The organism is Pseudooceanicola atlanticus (assembly GCF_000768315.1).
GTDB lineage: Bacteria > Pseudomonadota > Alphaproteobacteria > Rhodobacterales > Rhodobacteraceae > Pseudooceanicola > Pseudooceanicola atlanticus.
The window spans coordinates 49,275-67,577 of sequence record NZ_AQQX01000003.1 but is presented as its reverse complement, the minus strand read 5'-3'; the positions used below and the strand labels follow the sequence as shown (position 1 = coordinate 67,577).

The 18,303-nt window shown below is 66.0% G+C and carries 16 protein-coding genes and 1 tRNA gene; 1 reads left to right on the top strand and 16 read right to left on the bottom strand.

All coding sequences use genetic code 11. The features are described 5' to 3' along the window. Positions 1-9: 9 nt before the first annotated feature. From ATO9_RS08150 to ATO9_RS08090, 13 genes are all read right to left on the bottom strand, one after another. Positions 10-1,107 carry an AbrB family transcriptional regulator gene (locus ATO9_RS08150; protein WP_238318696.1) on the bottom strand — a complete coding sequence of 366 codons (1,098 nt, stop codon included), beginning with the start codon at positions 1,105-1,107 and terminating at the stop codon, positions 10-12. A gap of 23 nt (positions 1,108-1,130) precedes the next feature. Further along, positions 1,131-1,204 (bottom strand) — tRNA-Gly (locus ATO9_RS08145). Between the two features lie 185 nt (positions 1,205-1,389). Further along, entirely contained in the window at positions 1,390-3,441 is a 2,052-nt protein-coding gene (locus ATO9_RS08140; protein WP_043747487.1) for an ASKHA domain-containing protein, read from the bottom strand. A gap of 118 nt (positions 3,442-3,559) precedes the next feature. Further along, positions 3,560-5,482, bottom strand: coding sequence for a peptidylprolyl isomerase (locus ATO9_RS08135; RefSeq protein ID WP_238318695.1), 1,923 nt, complete (start codon positions 5,480-5,482; stop codon positions 3,560-3,562). A 73-nt stretch (positions 5,483-5,555) separates the two neighbouring features. Further along, on the bottom strand, positions 5,556-6,731 hold the full coding sequence (locus ATO9_RS08130; protein WP_043747486.1) for an aminotransferase: 1,176 nt from the start codon (positions 6,729-6,731) through the stop codon (positions 5,556-5,558). 3 nt (positions 6,732-6,734) lie between these two features. After that, on the bottom strand, positions 6,735-8,024 hold the full coding sequence (locus ATO9_RS08125) for a branched-chain amino acid ABC transporter permease (protein WP_202902118.1): 1,290 nt from the start codon (positions 8,022-8,024) through the stop codon (positions 6,735-6,737). After that, positions 8,021-9,031 carry a branched-chain amino acid ABC transporter permease gene (locus ATO9_RS08120; RefSeq protein WP_043747485.1) on the bottom strand — a complete coding sequence of 337 codons (1,011 nt, stop codon included), beginning with the start codon at positions 9,029-9,031 and terminating at the stop codon, positions 8,021-8,023. Before ATO9_RS08120 ends, ATO9_RS08125 begins: the two co-directional genes overlap by 4 nt. 34 nt (positions 9,032-9,065) lie before the next feature. After that, the gene (locus ATO9_RS08115; protein WP_043747484.1) at positions 9,066-9,473 is read right to left on the bottom strand and encodes a hypothetical protein; all 408 of its coding nucleotides are present in this window, start codon (positions 9,471-9,473) and stop codon (positions 9,066-9,068) included. A gap of 2 nt (positions 9,474-9,475) precedes the next feature. Further along, positions 9,476-10,189 (bottom strand): ABC transporter ATP-binding protein, encoded by a 714-nt coding sequence (locus tag ATO9_RS08110; protein ID WP_043747483.1) that lies wholly within the window; start codon positions 10,187-10,189, stop codon positions 9,476-9,478. Next, on the bottom strand, positions 10,186-10,710 hold the full coding sequence (locus tag ATO9_RS08105; protein ID WP_043747482.1) for a hypothetical protein: 525 nt from the start codon (positions 10,708-10,710) through the stop codon (positions 10,186-10,188). The genes ATO9_RS08110 and ATO9_RS08105 overlap by 4 nt, the downstream gene beginning before the upstream one ends. A 1-nt stretch (position 10,711) precedes the next feature. After that, entirely contained in the window at positions 10,712-11,200 is a 489-nt protein-coding gene (locus tag ATO9_RS08100; protein WP_162183062.1) for a hypothetical protein, read from the bottom strand. A 58-nt stretch (positions 11,201-11,258) separates the two neighbouring features. After that, entirely contained in the window at positions 11,259-12,038 is a 780-nt protein-coding gene (locus tag ATO9_RS08095; RefSeq protein WP_043747480.1) for an ABC transporter ATP-binding protein, read from the bottom strand. Positions 12,039-12,138: 100 nt separating this feature from the next. Next, positions 12,139-13,332, bottom strand: a complete 1,194-nt coding sequence (locus tag ATO9_RS08090; protein WP_043747479.1) for an ABC transporter substrate-binding protein — start codon at positions 13,330-13,332, stop codon at positions 12,139-12,141. 144 nt (positions 13,333-13,476) lie between these two features. Between ATO9_RS08090 and ATO9_RS08085 the strand changes: the two genes are divergently transcribed. After that, positions 13,477-14,583, top strand: coding sequence for a PQQ-dependent sugar dehydrogenase (locus tag ATO9_RS08085; RefSeq protein WP_043747478.1), 1,107 nt, complete (start codon positions 13,477-13,479; stop codon positions 14,581-14,583). A 142-nt stretch (positions 14,584-14,725) separates the two neighbouring features. Here ATO9_RS08085 and bmt read toward each other — a convergent pair whose 3' ends face one another. The 3 genes from bmt to ATO9_RS08070 form a co-directional block, all read right to left on the bottom strand. Continuing rightward, a complete protein-coding gene (gene bmt, locus ATO9_RS08080; RefSeq protein WP_043747477.1) occupies positions 14,726-15,745 on the bottom strand; it encodes a betaine--homocysteine S-methyltransferase in 1,020 nt (339 codons plus the stop codon). 87 nt (positions 15,746-15,832) lie between these two features. Then, a complete protein-coding gene (locus tag ATO9_RS08075) occupies positions 15,833-17,704 on the bottom strand; it encodes a phosphatidylglycerol lysyltransferase domain-containing protein (protein ID WP_052418186.1) in 1,872 nt (623 codons plus the stop codon). A 235-nt stretch (positions 17,705-17,939) separates the two neighbouring features. Continuing rightward, a complete protein-coding gene (locus ATO9_RS08070; protein ID WP_043747476.1) occupies positions 17,940-18,251 on the bottom strand; it encodes a DUF1476 domain-containing protein in 312 nt (103 codons plus the stop codon). Positions 18,252-18,303: the final 52 nt, after the last annotated feature.

The window sequence follows — 18,303 nt, the reverse complement described above, 5'->3', positions numbered from 1 at the left end:
GGCCGTCCCTTAAAGATCTGGTATAAAGCGCTTCGCGGCCCGGACGATGACGAAGACGGTCAGCACGATCCGGTAGAGGTGGTGCATCGTCACGAAGGCCGGGTTTGCGTTCAGCGACAGGGCGATCAGCGCCATCTCGGTCACGCCGCCGGGCGAGAACGAGATCAGCAGCACGTCGAAGGATTCGCCCGTGACCGGCATCACCGCGATGGCCATGATCCCGCCGATCACCAGCATCGACCCGACGGTCAGAAAGCCCAGCCAGGCCCCGCGCATCAGCATGGCGGGCCGGATGCCGGTGAACCGCGTGCCCAGCGTCGTTCCGATGACGATCTGTGCCGCGCTCAGCATCCAGGGCGGCATGTCCAGCACGGCAAGCCCACTGACGCTGACGACGGCGGCGGCCAGCAGGGGGCCGATCAGCTGCGGCGCCGGTACGTTCAGCCTGTAGCCCAGGAACAGCCCGACAAGGCCCGTGACGATCACCAGCGGCACATGTTCATAGCCCGCATCGGCGGGGCTGAGGCTCATCCCGCCCGAGGACCCGACTGGATGCCCGATATAGAGCGACAGGCCGATGGGCAGCAGCGTCACCACGAAGATGATGCGCAGGAATTGCGCCAGCGTCAGCAGGCGGATATCCGCGCCGCTTTTCTCGCCCAGCATGATCGCCTCGTATAGCCCGCCGGGCGAGGCAGAGAACAGCGCGGTGGCGTGGTCGTATTTCCCGACCCTGCGGAAGATCTGGTAATTCACCCAGAACGCGATCGGCACGAAGAGCGTCAGAGCAAGAAAGGACAGGGCTGCGCGGGGGATGGCCGCGATCACGGCCCAGGTGATCTGCGCGCCGATGGCCACCCCGATCAGCGCGATGAAGAGCGCGCGGAACTGGTCGTCGAACTTGAAATCGCCCAGAAGAGAGGACCCGCCGCGGATCCCGGCCAGCTCATCCAGCTGCGCCACGATGGCGACAAGGATGAGGGAGCCAAGCACGAAGGGCAGCGGCAAGCCCATGGCCTGAGCGGCAAGCCCACCCAGGGTGCCAACGAGGATCAGACCGATATGAAGAAGGATCAGGCGCGGTTTGATGTGCTGTGTCAGGCTCACGCGGGATCCGGTTCGGTGAGGATTGGAGCGGGTGAAGGGAATCGAACCCTCGTCTTAAGCTTGGGAAGCTCCTGCTCTACCATTGAGCTACACCCGCAATACGGCGATTGAGTACGGCAAGCCCTGGGGATGGTCAAGGCCTCCTGTCAGGCGCCCCCGGCTTTCATCTGGCCGCCAAATATCCCCGCCGGAGGCACCGCGGCTCTTGCGCAGCAAGAGCCGCAAAACATGGTGTGCGCCGCAGGCGCGCCTTTGGATCAGGGCGCCGCAATGGGGGCAGGATCAGCCGCGGCGGCGGCGTCTGCGATTGCCGCCCGATCCGTCTCCGCCGGTGTTGAAGGACACGGTGGGCAGATTGACGACGGAACTCAGCTCCGGGAAGGGCGCGGTGGCGTGCGGGATCGCATTGGCGGCTACGAAATGCTCCTGGAAACGGGGCGCGATGGCCGTCTCGATCTTGGTGATCTTGCCAACCCCGGTCTCGATCTGGCGGCGCGCGGCGACGGAACACAGAGCCATCCGTGCCCCGGTCCCCGCGGCGTTCCCGGCGGAGGTCACCTTGTCCAGCGGCGCATCCGGGATCATGCCCAGAACCATCGCGTGTTTCGGCGAGATATGCGCCCCAAAGGCCCCGGCCAGGACGATCCGGTCGACCTTTTCGGCACCGCGTTCGTCCATCAGCAGCTGCGCACCGGCGTAGAGCGCGGATTTGGCAAGCTGGATCGCGCGGATGTCGCCCTGGGTCACGCTGACCTTGGGGCCGCCTTCGTCGGTGCCATCATAGATCACGTAGGAATGGGTGCGGCCCTCGGCTTCGCAGCGGGCAGTGCCGGTCTGCTCAGCCGATCCGATCAGGCCCGAAGGGTCGATCAATCCGGCCATGCGCATCTCGGCCACCGCCTCGATGATGCCGGACCCGCAGATGCCGGTGACACCGGTCGAGGCCGCGGCGGCGGCAAAGCCGTCCTCGTCGGACCAGTGATCCACGCCGATCACGCGGAACCGCGGTTCCTTGGTCTCGGGGTTGATCTCGACCCGTTCGATGGCGCCCGGCGCGGCACGCTGACCCGAGGAGATCTGCGCCCCCTCGAAGGCCGGCCCGGTCGGGGACGAACAGGCCAGCACCCGGGACTTGTCGCCCAGCAGGATCTCCGCATTGGTGCCGACGTCGATGACCAGCATCAGCTCGTCCGACATTTCAGGCGCCGTGGCCAGAGATACGGCGGCGGCATCGGCGCCCACATGGCCCGCGATGCAAGGCAGGATATAGGTCCGGGCACGGGTGTTGATCGTGGTCAGGTCCAGATCGCCGGCGGGCAGGGACAGCGCTTCGGACAGGGCGAGGGCAAAGGGCGCCTGGCCCAGCTCCGTCGGGTCGATGCCCAGCAGCAGGTGATGCATGACCGGGTTGCAGACGATGGTCGCCTCGACGATCAGATCGGGCGAAATGCCGGCCTCTTTGGCCAGGGCCTTGGCCAGATCGGCCAGCGCGCCGCGCACGGCTGCGGTCAGTTCCTTTTCGCCGCCGGGGTTCATCATCACGTAGGAGACACGGGACATCAGGTCCTCGCCGAAGCGGATCTGCGGGTTCATCAGCCCCGACGCCGCCTTGACCTCACCGGTTTCCAGGTCGGTCAGATGCGCGGCGATGGTGGTGGAACCGAGGTCGATCGCCAGCCCGAACAGGCCGCCTTCATGCAGGCCGGGCCAGATATCCAGAACCCGCGGCGTGGCCCCGGTGTGGTCGGCATGGACCGCGACCGTCACCTGCCAGTCGCCCTTGCGCAGCACGCCCTGAAGCTTGGCCAGGAACGACGGATCGGCGGTCACGGCCTCGACTTTCCACTGCTCTTTCAGGGCGGTGGCGAGGCGTTCGAAATCTCCCGACGGCTCGTGCATGTCGGGCTCTGCCACCTCGACGAAATAGAGCCGCGTGGCCGGGTCCATCACCATGGGACGGGTGTCGGCGCTCTTGCGGATGACCTGGCGGTGCACCTGGCTCTCGGGCGGCACGTCCAGCACCACGTCGCGCTGAATGCAGGCCTGGCAGCCCAGGCGGCGGCCCTGTTTCAGGCCGCGCTTGTCGTCATAGCGCTGTTCGACCTTGTTCCATTCGGACAATGCGTCTTCGTGCACGGTGACGCCGTGTTTCGAGAACTGCCCATAGGACGGCGTGATCTGGCACTTCGAACAGATGCCACGCCCGCCGCAGACCGAATCCAGGTCGACCCCCAGCTGACGGGCCGCGGCCAGCACGGTTGTGCCGGGTGCGACGCGGCCGCGCTTGCCGGACGGGGTAAAGATCACGAGGGGCTGATCGTTGGGGTCGGACATGAAATCTCCGGGTGGTCACTTGGGTTCGGGCAGACACTAGAACGCGAACCGCCCGCCGGAAAGGGTGGCGGGCGGCATTGGAAGGTTTGGAAACGGCGTGCTGCGGAATTCCGCGCCGTTACTGGAAATTCGCGTGCACCGCGTTGATCGCCGTCTGGTCGATATCGACGCCGGCACGGGTCCGGGCATCTTCGGCGAAGGCGCGGTAGATGTCCTGCGACACGGAGGTCGACAGACGCTGTTGCAGGTTGTCACGCAGCGCGGCGGTGTCCGGGTCTTCCAGGTTAGGCGGCAGGATCTCGTCAAGCTTCAGGATCAGGACGGACCCGAAGGCATCGACCTTGGAAATCTCGCCGGGTTGCATCTGGAAGGCGCGGGTGACGAATTCCGGAGGCGTGCCCAGAACGTCGCTGTCGCGGATCAGGGCTTCTTCGGTCTGCGCTTCCAGCCCGAGGGACGCGAAATCGGCCGCTTCGCCCAGCTTGGCGATGTAGTCATCGGCTACGGCATTCAGGCGTTCCATGTTGCGGCGGGTTTCCCAGATGTTCAGCACACGGTCGCGGACATCGTCGAAGGGGGCCGGTTCCGGCGCGATCACCTCGTCCAGGCGCATCGCGAAGATGCCGCCATCGGTCAGCTGCATGACTTCGGGAAAATCGCCTTCTTGCAGGGCTTTGGCCGCCGCTTCGAAACCTTCATAGGACGCGATGCCCTCGGTCTGGCCCTCGGCCCATTCGACGCTGTCCAGCTGCATGTCGGTTTCCTGGGCCAGCTCTTCGAGCGTGGCGCCGGCGGCCAGAAGGTCTTCGACAGGCTCTGCCTCGGCCGAGACGCGGCGGCTGGCGCGGTCGAAGGCCAGCTCTTCGCGGATCATCGCTTGCGCGTCTTCCAGCGGGGTGACTTCGGCCGACAGGATGCCGTTGATGCGGAACAGGGCCGGGCCGAGGTTGGTCTGCTCGGGCCCCACGACATCGCCGCTTTCGGCGGCAAAGACGGCCTCACCGGCTTCGCCCAGCTGGGATTGGGTCACGTCGCCCATGTCGATATCGGCCAGCACCAGACCGCGTTCCAGCACCAGGTCCTCGAACCCGACCTCGCCTTTTTCCAGCCGCGTTGCGGCCTCCTGCGCGGCGTCGTCATTGGCATAGACCAGACGTTCGACAAGGCGGCGTTCCGGTTTGTTGAAGTCCGCCGAACGCGCCTCGTATTCCTCTTCGATCAGGGCCGGGTCCAGTTCGACATCGTCCAGGATCATCTCGGGCGTCAGCCAAGCATAGGTGATGATCTTGCGCTCGGGCAGGGTAAAGCGGTCGATCTCGTTCTCGTAGAGCGTGCGCAGGTCTTCCTCGGATGGATCGAAGGTCGGGCCGGTGATCTCGTCGCTCGACACCCGTGCCCAGGTCACGCGGCGGCGTTCGGCCAGGTAGGTCAGCATCGTGTCGATATAGCTGTCGGGCAGAGCCTTGCCCGAAACGACGGCGCCTTGCAGCAGGGTGCGCGCGGTTTCGTCCCGCAGGGAGTTCTCGAACTCCGTCTCGGACATGCCTGCGCGGTCGAGGGCGAAGGAATAGGTTTCGCGGTCGAAATTGCCGTCGATACCGCGGAAGGCGGGGATGTTCTGCAATTGCTGGCCGAGGATCTCGTCACCCACGGACAGGCCGATCCGCTCGGCCTCGTTGTCCAGTGACGCATCGGCCACGAGACGGGACAGCGTACGGCCCGGCAAACCGAAGGCCTGCGCCTGTTCGAAGGACAGCGACTGGCCCATCTGCGACTCGATCGCGCGCATTTCTTCCTGAAGGGCGCGGCCGTATTCCATGGTGGAGATATCCTGATCGCCGACCGACCCGACACTGCGCACGGTGGAGGAGAAGTTCGTTGCGCCGAACCCGCCCAGCCCGAGGATCAACAGACCCATCAGGATCCAGATCGCTACCTTGCTGCCCTTGCTTGCCGCCATGATGTGCCGCTCCTCCTTGGTGCGCTTTGCCTGCGCCTTGATCCCCATGCTGATCGTGGTGTCATGATCGTGCTGGGCCAATGCCGGAACTGTCTAGTGCCCCTGTGCGGCAGGGGCAAGGGCCGCGCGGCTCACATTGGCGCTGGCGGCTGGACTAGGCGGTCCAATTGGCGAGGCGGTCGATGAATCCGGCGATCCCGTCGGCGTCGAGATTGGCAAAGGCCACCCGCATCTGCGCCTGGCCCGCGGCGTCGCCCTCGGGGGTGAACATCGTGCCGGGCAGCATCAGGATCCCGGCCTCCGACACCAGCCGCTGGGCGATCACGTCCGAGGGCTGGTCGAACGGATGCCGAAGATAGGCGAAATAGGCCCCGGCCCCCAGCAAGGTCCATCCCTTGTCCGCCAGCGGGCCAAAGCCGCTGCGGATCGCCTCGCCGCGCGCCAGGATCTCGGCGCGTTCGCCGGCCAGCCATTGCTGCAGGTTCCGCATCCCCCACAGCGCCGCGAACTGCCCCAGCTGGGCCGGGCAGATGGTGACGGTGTCGAGGTATTTCTCGACCTCCGCCAGCCGTTCACGACCCGCGACCATGGCGCCCACCCGGTGCCCGGTCAGTCGGTACGCCTTGGAGAAGGAGTAAAGCTGGATCAGCGTCTCCTCCCAACCGGGCCGGGTGAACAGGTCATGCGGCGCCTGCGTGGAGGAATGGAAATCGCGATAGGTCTCGTCGAGGATCAGGGCGATCCCGCGCGCCTGGCACAGCTCGAAAAAGGCCGACAGCACCTCGGGCGGGTATTCGACCCCGGCGGGATTGTTGGGCGACACCAGCGCGATGGCCCGGGTGCGCTCGGTGATCAGCTGCGCCGCATCCTCGGCATCGGGGACCAGCGATGGCCCTGTCGGCAGCGCGACAGATGTCGCGCCGATCATGTCCAGCGCCATCTTGTGGTTGAAATACCAGGGCGTCGGCAGGATTACCTCGTCGCCTTCGGCCAGCAGGGTCGCGATGGTGGCGCAGAACGCCTCGTTGCAGCCCGAGGTGATGGCGACCTGCGGCGCATCGATCGACCCGCCATAGGCGGCGGACCATTGGTTGGCGACCTCCTGCCGCAGATCGGGCAGGCCCAGCACGGGGCCATAGAGGTGCGCCTGCGGTTCCTCCAGCGCGAGGCGCGCGATCTCGGCGCGCAGGGCCTGTGGCGGCGGATCGACCGGTGCCGCCTGGCTCACGTTGATGAGCGGCATGTCGGCGGGCAGATCGGCCTCTGCCAGCCAGCGGCGGGCTTCCATGACCGGAGGCGCAAAGGTGGTGGCGGTACGGGGCATGGCCATGGCTCAGCGCTCCGGGATCAGGCCGCGGGGCGAGAAGCGCAGCACGATCAGCATCAGCACCCCCATGGTGAACAGCCGCATATAGGCGGCGCTGCCCAGCAGGTGCTGCTTCAGGTCGCCCTCGGGCAGGCCCGAGGTCAGCGTGCCGATCAGCCATTGGCCCATCGGCTCTACCTGAACCCAGAGGAACCAGACGAGGAACCCGCCCAGCACCGCGCCGTAATTGTTGCCGGACCCGCCGACGATCACCATCACCCAGATCAGGAAGGTGAAGCGCAGCGGCTGGTAGGTGCCCGGCGTCAGCTGCCCGTCCAGCGTCGTCATCATCGCCCCGGCAATGCCGCAGATGGCAGAGCCCAGAACGAAGATCTGCAGGTGCCGCTTGGTGACGTTCTTGCCCATGGCCTCGGCCGCGGTTTCATTGTCCCGGATCGCGCGCATCATGCGCCCCCACGGCGAATTCAGCGCCAGCTGCATCAGGACCAGCAGGATGATCAGCACGGCGGCGAACAGCCCGGCATAGCCCAGCTTGACCGCAATGGTGGAGGCGGTGACCGGATCGGCGCCCCAGCTGGCGGCGCGTTCGGCAAAGCCTTCGCCCTGCTGCAACTCGATGGCCGAGGGCAGGGGCGAGGGGATGCCGATCACGTTCTTCACGCCACGGGCCAGCCAATCCTCGTTCTTCATGATCGCGATGATGATCTCGGCAATGCCGAGCGTCGCGATGGCCAGGTAATCCGACCGCAGGCCCAGGGCAGTCTTGCCGATCAGCCAGGCCGCGCCCGCCGCCAGCAGCCCGCCGATCGGCCAGGCCAGAAGCACCGGGATGCCCAGGCCGCCCAGATTGCCCTGCAGCGCGGGGTTCACCGCCTCGATCGCATCGCGGGCCGGGTCGAAGAGGAACCGGTAGAAGATGAACCCGACCACGATCAGAGCCGCGACCAGCCAGCCGCGCGCCTTCGGCCGTTTCCGCCAGATGGCGACCGCGCCGGCGATGGTGGCACCGGCCACGACCATGGCCAGCAGCACACGCGCGCCACCGGCGCTCCAGGCCTCCGGCACGGGCGGCATGGCGGTGATCGCAACGGCCAGCCCGCCAAGCGCGACAAAGCCCATCACGCCCACGTTGAACAGGCCCGCAAAGCCCCATTGCAGGTTCACACCCAGGGCCATGATCGCCGAGATCAGCCCCATGTTCAGCACCTGAAGGGCCAGGTTCCAGCTTTGCATCACGCCCGTCAGGACGATCAGCAGCGCCACGAGAGCGAACAATCCGGCATCGCGCAGTTTCATACGGCTTTCCCCCGGAATAGCCCCGTGGGGCGGAACAACAGGACCACAAGCAGGATCACGAACGAGACCGCGAACTTGTAATCGGTGGAAAGAAGCTGGACGAGGCCCGACGGCTCAAGGCTTTCGGGCATCAGGTAGCCCAGCACCTTTTTCCAGGCATAGGTGATCATCACCTCGGAAAAGGCGATGACAAATCCGCCCACGATCGCCCCGAGCGGAGATCCCAGCCCGCCGACGATGGCGGCCGCAAAGAACGGCAGAAGCAGCTGGAAATAGGTGAACGGTTTGAACGACTTGTCGAGCCCGTAAAGCGTGCCGGCCACGGTGGCCAGCGCGGCGACGATCAGCCAGGTGACCATGACGACCTTTTCCGGGTTGATGCCCGACAGCAGCGCCAGGTCCTCGTTATCGGAATACGCTCGCATCGACTTGCCGGTGCGGGTGTGGTTCAGGAACCAGAACAGCAGCGCCACGGCGATCACCGCGATCACCAGCGTCAGCGCCTGGCCCGTCTTGATCGCCAGCCCTTCATCGAGGCCCGTCATCTGCTTGAACGTGCGGGCCGAGATCAGGAAGCGTTCGCCATCGGCAAAGCGCTGGTCATCGGGGCCGATGATGAAACGCACCAGCCCGTTGGTCACGAACATCACGCCCATCGACACGATCACCAGCACCACAGGCTTGACCTTCTGCGCCCTGTAGAACCGGTAGACCACCCGGTCTGTTCCCAACACCAGCACCGCGCAGAGCGCGATGCCGAAGGGCAGCGCCAATAGGGCGGTCGGAAGCGGCCCGAGCGACAGTCCCCAGCCCTGGAACAGCCAGGTGAACAGGATCACCGACATCGTGCCGAAGGCCATGGTGTCGCCATGGGCAAAGTTGGAAAACCGCAGGATCCCGTAGATCAGCGTCACCCCGAGCGCGCCAAGCGCCAGCTGCGCGCCATAGGCCAGCGCCGGAACCATGACGAAGTTGGAAAAGGCGACGATCGCATTCAGCGCGTCCATGTGTCGGCCCTTTCTTCAGGATGGGTCACAGAGGTCAAAACGTCACCTCGCATTGCAGGAAGTCTATGTCGGCGCGGGGCGCGACGGTGCCATTGGGCGTCGTGTCCTGGCGGATCATCAGCGCGGTCGCCTCGCCAGTCAGGGTCAGCGTGTGCAGCCCGTAATCGCCCACCTGCCAGTGGAACGGGCCTGTCCGGGCGAAACCTTTGGCGTCGTGACTGGTCTCGCTGATGGTGATCGCGTAGCTGCCGGCGCCATCCACGTCGATGTCCTGCGGAGCAATGGTGATCGCGTAGGGCCGGGACGCCTCATTGCAGGTGCCGGTCTGGGTGCAGCTGGTCACGGCGGTGCAATCCAGCATCATCCGCGCGCCTTCGCACCAAGCGGGCATAGCGGCGAGGCCGGCAACAGCGAGCGACAGCAAGGGCACGGGCAGCTTCATCCTCATCCCCCCAGGAAGGACCGGCGCACTTCGGGATCGGCCAGCAATTCCTTGCCCGTCCCGGTATGGGCATTGGCACCCTGGACCAGCACATAGGCGCGATCCGCGATTTCCAGCGCCTGGCGGGCATTCTGTTCGACCATCAGAACCGGCAGCCCGGTGCGGGCGACCTCGATGATCCGGTCGAACAGTTCGTCCATCACGATCGGGCTGACCCCGGCGGTCGGTTCATCCAGCATCAGCACCTTGGGCTTCGTCATCAGCGCGCGGCCCACGGCCACCTGCTGACGCTGCCCGCCGGACAATTCGCCCGCGGCCTGGCGGCGCTTGTCCTTGAGGATGGGAAAGAGGGTGTAGACCTGCTCCATCGTGCCCGAGATATCGTCGGTCCGGATGAAGGCACCCATTTCCAGGTTTTCCTCAACGCTCATCGACGGGAAGATGTTGTTCACCTGCGGCACGAAACCCATGCCCTGGCGCACCCGGTCCTGCGGGCTGAGCGCGGAGATATCCTGTCCGTCCAGCAGAACCTGGCCCGACCGCACATCCAGCATCCCGAAGAGCGCCTTCATCGCCGTGGACTTGCCCGCACCGTTCGGGCCGACGATCACCGCGATCTCACCGGGGTTCACCGCGATGGTGCAGCCATGCAGGATGTCGGGCCCGCGGCCGTAACCGCCGGTCATCTGGTCACCGATCAGGAAAGGTTGGGTCATTCGGGCTCCTTGATCCGAAGGGCGCGCAGGGCGGTGGCGTGCAGCTCGTAAAGGTCGGCCGTCAGGTCGACATCCGACAGCAGAGGCAGGAAATGGTCGTCCGGGCCGGGCACGTCGGCAATCGCATAGATCGCACCGCGGAGCCCCGCCGCATCCGCGCCGAAATCCACGGCGCTGCGATAGACGACGAAACCGGGCATGTCGATCCGGTCCAGCGGAATGACCCTTGCCTCGGGGTAGGAGGAGGTGACGCCAGCGACCACCGCCTCGATCTCGCCTTCGCGATCCTCTGCATCCGCGTCGCGGCCGGTCCAGTCGCGCGACATGGCCAGCGTCACATTGCCCAGCGTCAGGGCGCTGCCATCGCCGCCCTGCATCCAGAAACCCGTGGCCCAGTCGGTGTCCTGCAGGCATAGCTCTGCCATGTCGGTCAGCGGCAGGCAGGCATCCTGCGGTGCATCCGCCAGCGCAGGCAGCGCCATCAGGGCAAGGACAGGAAGGGGAAGCAGGCCGCGCATCATGTCAATAACACCCGCCGGGACAGATCAGGTCGGCGGCCTCGAACAGTGCAACGCTCATGCGGCGCATATCCTCGACCGGGGTGCCGGCATCGGCGTTCACCAGCATCTGGATGCGCACGCCCTCGATATCGACCAGCATCAGCGCAGAGACCCGGTCGTCGAAGGTGCCGAATTCGTCGATCTGAAGCTCGGCCTGGCGCCCGTCTTCTCCGGTCAGGCTTTCACGCAGCACCAGCGTATCCGCCGGGAAGTCGAAAAAGTCGTTCAGCTGGTCCAGGTCACCCGCCAGCGGCCCGTCTGACCGGCCCGCATAGGGTTCGATGTAATCCATGACAAAGGGTCGAACGATGAAGGTCGCGCCCTCGGCGTTCGGCATGATCTCGGCCGTTTCCCACGGCGTGCCCTCAAGACACAGCTTGTAGTTCGACGATATCTCCTCGCAGGCCATGGCGGCGGCCGGCAGTAGCGCGGTCAGGGTGAGGGAGGTCAAAAAGTGTTTCATATCAGGGCAATGCCGTAGAGATGTAAGGTAATGGTCGAGCCGCGCTTCACGCCTGCATTTCCTTGTTCTTCAGCCCGGTGCCCAGATAGGCCTCGATCACCTGCTCGTTGGCCTTGATCTCGTCCAGCGTGCCTTCGGCCAGGACCTTGCCCTCGGCCATGCAGATGACGGGATCACAAAGCCGACCGATGAAATCCATGTCATGCTCGATCACGACGAAGGTATAGCCGCGTTCCTTGTTCAGGCGGATGATCGCGTCGCCGATCGTGTTCAGCAACGTCCGGTTCACGCCCGCGCCGACCTCGTCCAGGAAGACGATCTTGGCGTCGACCATCATGGTGCGGCCCAGCTCAAGCAGCTTTTTCTGCCCGCCGGACAGGTTGCCGGCCTTTTCGTCGGCCAGATGCGCGATGGTCAGGAATTCCAGCACCTCATCGGCCTTTTCACGCAGCGCGCGTTCCTCGGATGCGATGCGACCACGATGAAACCAGGCATTCCAGAGGGTTTCGCCCGACTGGTCGGCGGGCACCATCATCAGGTTCTCGCGCACGGTCATCGAATGGAACTCGTGGGCGATCTGGAAGGTGCGCAGCAATCCCTTGTCGAACAGGGCATGGGGCGGCAGGCCGGTGATGTCCTCGCCATCCATTGTCACCTTGCCCGAGGTCGGCTTCAGCAACCCCGCGATCACGTTGAACAGCGTCGTCTTGCCGGCACCGTTCGGCCCGATCAGGCCGGTGATCGTTCCCGGTTCAATGGTCAGGCTGGCCCCGTCAACGGCATGGAAGCCGCCGAAATGCTTGTGCAAATCCGTGACAGTGATCAAGGCATGTCCCCCTTGGGTGCGGGCATTCTATGGCCCGTCGGTCCCCTGATTGAAAACGGCCCGGGCTTAAACCGGGCCGTTTCCCATGACAATCGGTGACTTAGCGATAGCCAGCCGTCTCCATCTTGCCGCCTTCAAAGACGATCTCACGATAGGAGCCGGAGGCCTCGCCCGGGCCGATCAGTTCGACATTGGTCGCGCCGACATAGTCGATATCGGTGCCGGCTGCGATCAGCTCCAGCGCCTTGCCCAGCTCACCGGGGTAGATTTTCTCGCCCGGGGCGTTGGCGACTTCCATCACCTTGGTCTTGTAGTCGCCCGGCTCGACGGAGCCCGCCGCCTGCATGGCCAGCATGATCAGCGCCGCGGCATCATAGCTTTCGCCGGTATAGGGGCCGGTCGGGTCGAAGGTGTCGCCCACGGCTTCGGCAAAGCGGGCTGCGCCCGGGCTGTCGGTGCCCGGCACCTGGCCGGTGGAGCCGTCAAGCTCGGAGCCGAAGTTTTCCTCGAGCGCCGCGCCGATCATCCCGTCGGGGAAGTGGAACGTGTCGAACGCGCCGGTGTCGAGCGCGCCGCGCACGATGCCCGCGCCGCCCTGGTCCACGTAGCCTGCCACGACAAGGCGGTCGCCACCGGCAGAGGCCAGCGCGCCCACTTCGGCGGAATAGTCGGCCTTGCCGTCTTCATGCGCGGCCGAGATCGTCACGGTGCCGCCCGCGGCCTCGAACGCCTGCTGGAAGCTGTCGGCAAGGCCCTTGCCGTAATCGTTGTTGGTGTAGGTCACCGCAACGGATTCGATGCCCTGATCCATCAGCACTTCGGTCATCACGACGCCCTGGCGGGCATCGGAGGGCGCGGTGCGGAAGAACAGGCCGTCATCTTCGGCGGTCGAAAGGCCCGGCGACGTCGCGGAGGGGGAGATCATGACCATGCCGTTGGCCACGGCCACGTTGGTCAGGATCGCGCCGGTCACGCCGGAACAATCCGCGCCCATGATGCCCTTAACCCCTTCGGAGGTGATCAGACGTTCGGCGGCGGCGGTGGCGGCACCGGAATCGACGCAGGTGCTGTCGGCGCGGACCGGGGTCACGGTAGCACCGTCCATCAGCATGCCGCTTTCGGTCACTTCGCTCATCGCCATCTCGGCACCGGCGGCCATGGCGGGGGTCAGCGATTCAATCGGGCCGGTGAAGCCGAGGATGATGCCGATCTTGACTTCGTTGGCGTGGCTTGCGGCTTGTGCCGTGGCGGTCAGCCCGGCAATCGCGGCAGAAGCCAGAAGAAGCTTTTTCATGGTTCGTCTCCCTAGTTGGAACCTTGTTCTGGCGTGATGCTATGCGCCGTTTCACGAAAAGGAAAGGCCTCGTGATGTTGACGTGAGACCGGCTTGTTGGCCCCGTCCCGCGCCCTAGTTCAGCGTCAACAACAGGAGTTTCTCATGGCATTTTCCAAGATTGTTTCCGCATCACTGGCCGCAGGCGGCCTGGCGCTGTCCCTGGCCGGTTCCGCCGTTGCGCTCGACACGTCTGCCGGCACCATGCGGGCCGAGGCCGTCGCATCGGGATTCGCGACACCCTGGGCGGTGGCCTTTCCGCCGGATGGCGGGTTCCTGGTCAGCGAAAAGGAAGGGCGGCTCTGGATCGTGCGCGACGGTGAGGCGAGCCGCATTGACGGTTTGCCCGATATCCTGACACAGGGGCAGGGCGGCTTGCTCGATATCCTAGTGCCGCGCGACTTCGCCGAGACGCGGCAGGTCTACCTGACCCATGCGAAACGGCAATCCGGCGGCTCGGGCACCGCGCTCAGCGTCGGGCGCCTGTCTGAGGATGGCACAACGCTGGAGGGTACCGAGGTGATTTTCGAAATGGCCGAGGGCAGCTCTGGCGGCCGGCACTTCGGATCCCGCCTGGTCGAGGGGGAGGACGGCAAGCTCTACATGACGATCGGAGAGCGCGGCGACCGCCCCGCCGCCCAGGACCTGGCGCGGCATAACGGGTCGGTTCTGCGTCTGAACCGCGATGGCTCCGTCCCGTCGGACAATCCCTTCGTGGGCCAGGACGGCGCGCAACCGGCGATCTGGTCCTACGGTCACCGCAACCCGCAGGGCGCTGCGATGGATGGCGAGGGCCGCATTTGGGTCAACGAACACGGTGCCCGGGGCGGTGACGAGGTCAACCTGATCCGGAAGGGCGCGAATTACGGCTGGCCCGTCATCGCATATGGGCGCCATTATTCGGGCGGTGAAATCGGCGAGGGCACGGAGAAGGAAGGCATGGAACAGCCGGTGCATTACTGGGACCCCTCCATCGCCCCGTCGGGCATGACCTTCTACGATGGGCGGGTGTCCGACTGGCAGGGCGATGCCTTTGTCGGGGCGCTGAAATTCGACTATATCGCGCGGCTCTCCGGTGATCCCCTGCGCGAGGTCGAACAGATCGAAGGCCTGGAAACCCGCCGTGTACGTGACGTGCGGACCGGGCCGGACGGCTACCTGTGGTTCATCTCGGAAGATCGCGGGACGGTTTATCGGCTGGTGCCGGAGTAAGCGTTCCAAGGCCGCAAGCCGCCGCGCCGTGGCCCTTTGATACGCGGCTGACCCCGACGCCCAGCGATGCCCAAAAGCAAACGGCCCCGGATCGTCATCCGGGGCCGTTCAACCATCAAAATCTCAGCCGCTTGGCCCGGCCTCACGCCTTCTTGCGACGTCCGCCGCGCGACCGTTTGGGCCCGGCATCGTCGCCCGTCCCGTCCGTGGCAGAGGAGAATCCGCCAAGCTTCTCTGCGATCTCCTCAAGCGTCGGGCGGTGATCGCCACGGGGCCGGGTTTCCAGCGCTTCGTGCATCTTTTCAAGGTGTTCCGGCATGGTCCCGCAGCAGCCGCCGATGATCGTCGCGCCGCAATCGCGGGCCATCACCGCGTAATCGCCCATCAGTTCTGGCGTGCCGTCGTAATGGATGTGGCCATCCTCGTATTTCGGGATACCGGCATTGCCCTTGGCGATGATCGGACGCTCCACGCCCTGGGCGGCAAAGCCCAGCACCGTGCGCAGCAGGTCCGCCGCGCCGACACCGCAATTGGCGCCATAGGCGATCGGCGGATTGGGCAGGCCCTCCACCATCTTGACCATCGCTTCGGAGGTCACGCCCATCATCGTGCGGCCTGCCGTGTCGAAGGACATGGTTCCGCACCAGGGCATGCCGGCCAGGGCAAAGGCCTCTGCCGCGGCCTTGTATTCCTCGGGGGCCGAGATCGTTTCCAGCCACAGGATATCCGCGCCGCCTTCCTTCAGGCCCTCGGCCTGTTCGTGGAACATCTCGACCGCCAATTCGTGGGTCAGCGACCCCATCGGCACCATGATGTCCCCGGTCGGCCCGACCGAACCCGCGACCACCACGGTCCGGCCCGACGCATCGGCGACCTCGCGGCCCAGTTCGGCCCCGAGGCGGTTCAACTCTCGCACGCGGTCCTGGCCGTCATGCAGCTTCAGGCGGGACGCGTTGCCGCCGAAGGTGTTGGTCAGGAAGATGTCGCTGCCCGCATCCACGGCGTAGGAGTACAGCTGCTTGATCCGGTCCGGGTGATCCACGTTCCAGAATTCCGGTGCATCGCCCGACGACAGGCCCATGTTGAACAGGTTGGTCCCGGTTGCCCCGTCGGCCATCAGCCAGTCACGGGTTTCAAGCAGGCGGGAAAGAGCGTCGGTCATATAATCCTCCGGGCTGGAGCGCGGACCCCTTGGCCTGCGCATGTCTGCCCCTGACATAACGTGCCCGTGGCGGGGTTGAAAGGGGCGCTACCCCTCGGGGGCCTGAATGGCGCGTGCCAGGTCCGCCGCAGCGAGGGTCAGTGCTGAAAGCGTTGGCGCTGCGAGGTAGAGCGGTTTGCGGCGCGGTGCGAAGGCCTCCTTGAAGCGGATCAGGCCGTCGCTGCCGGTCAGTCTGACCTGCCATTTGCGCAAGCGGGCAAGGATTGGCCCCTCGCCACCGGGGCGGGCGGGCAGGGCGGCCAGGCTGAACATGCGACCCTCTTTCTGGGCCGCCACGATCCCCGCGGCGATCAGCGCCTGCATCACGCCGTCGGGTTGCCCCGGCCCATGGCGCATCAGGTCCAGCGTCATTTCGTCCCGCGCTTCGTGGAAGGTCACGAAGGCGATGATACGACCGGCCTGCCAGGCCAGGAAAAGGCGTTGCCCGGCGATGTATTCGGGGTCGAACCGGCCCATGGACAGCCCGCGTGCCGTGCCATGCTGGGTCACCCAGTGCCGGTCGATCGCGGCCAGCGTCCGGTGCAGGGTGGCATCGCGGGGACAGGCCTCGCTGACCGTTACGCGCGCCTTGGCCGCATGCCGCAGCTTGCGTCGCAATTGCCGGTGCTGCGATCCATCGAGCGAGAAGCGCTGCGGGTCGATCACCGCCTCGTCGGCGATATGCAGGACGTGCCAGCCCTCGGCCCGGGCGGTGGCGGCCAGCGAGGCAGAGCATTTGTATATTGCGGGCACCAGCGTCCGCTCCGCCGCCTCGCTGCGCAGCGCGTGCAGCATCGACGCATCCCCCCGGCCCGAAAACGCATCGAAAAGCAGGGTCAGGCTCTGCCCGGTTTCCACGACGATGGCGCTGTCGGTGCCGGACGAGAGCAGCTCTGCCCCGTTCTGCCGTGCCACGCCGCATTCCGCGCGTGAGGCCTGCGAGAGCGCCGCAGCATCAGGCCGTGCCGTGCAGGGCAACCGCGCGGCGACGGCAAAGGGACGGGCCAGCGGGATCAGCGCCAGCAGCGCAGGGATCGCGTAATAGATCACCCGCCACGCCAGCACCGCGCCCAGCAGCGCCTCCTGGTCGATGGCGGGCAGGCAGGCCAGCAGGGTCAGCTCGAACGGGCCGGCCCCGCCGGGCGTCGAACTGAAAAGGCCGGCGCCGATGGCGAGCGTGAAGACGGGCAGCAGCAGCAGGAAGTCGACAGAGAGATGGCCCGGCATCAGCACATGCAACGCGGTGGCCGCGGCCAGGATGTCGAGCGCGGCAAGCAGCGTCATCGCCCCTAGGGCCCGGAGGGTCGGCAGGCGCAGCGACCAGCGCCGCCAGCGCAGCACCGGATGGCGAAACGCGAGGACGGGCAGGGCGAGGCAGGCCCCGACGATCAGCAGGATGGCCAGGCCGGGCATCGCGATCGCGGGCACTGCGATGGCCGCGACCGCAGCCAGAAGGGCCCAAGCGGCCAGGAAGGAGCCCGAAACGGCCGCGGTAACCGCCGCCGCCATCCCCGGACGCGCGCCCGGCAGCATCCGCCAGCGCGCCAGCGCCCCGGTGAGCAGGCCAAGCCCCAGCACCTGTGCGATCGCGACGGACCCGGCCCCGGTGATCCGCGCCACGCGGGGCGGAACGCCGGTGCGCAGATGGCGGTGCATCACCGCGTCATAGGTCCCGATGGCCCAGAAACTGAGCGCGGTGGCCCCGGCGGCGGCCAGCCATTGCGCGGGATGGGTCGTGGTGATGACCTGCGTCACCGCGCGCATGTCCAGCGTGCTCAGCCGTCCCTGAAGCAGCCAAAGGCAGGCCAGCCCGATCCCGAGGGGCAGCAGCAGCCGCAACTGCCGCAGGGGCAGCGCACGGGACAGGGTTGCGGCGCGCACGTCCTGCGCGGCCGCCCAGTTGGGCGTTCGTCTGGTCATCAATCTCTCCACTCTCACCGGGAAGGAGGAGTAGGAGAGATGTCCTACCGGGACCTTAAACCCTCAATTCATTGCAAATTTGGAGGGGCAGGCGATCAGGGCTATCCTGCTGGCGCTGCCGCCGGGCGCTGCAGCGATTTGCCTGCAATTCTAGGTATCTCGCCGCTGCAGACACGCAAAAGGGCCGCCCCGGCGGGGGCAGCCCTTCGATCAGACCCTGTATGGGGCTGTCAGATCATTCGTCGACCAGCTGGCCCTTGGCGACCTTCAGCAGCTGTTCCATCTTCACGCGGATCTCGTCCGCGGTGGCCTTGTCGCCCAGGTCGCCGGCGACCTTGCGCACCACGTCCTCGTGGCCGGCCTCTTCGAAATCGGCCTTGACCACTTCGCGGGCATAGGCGGCGGCATCGTCACCGGTCTTGCCCATCAGCTCTGCCGCCCACAGGCCCAGCAGCTTGTTCCGGCGCGCTTCGGCGCGGAACTGCATCTCCTGGTCATGGGCATATTTGTTCTCGAATGCGTTTTCGCGATCGTCGAAGGTGCTCATGGCGTGTCCCTTGCGTGAAAAATCCTCGGACCCGATATGCCCGTGCCGGCGC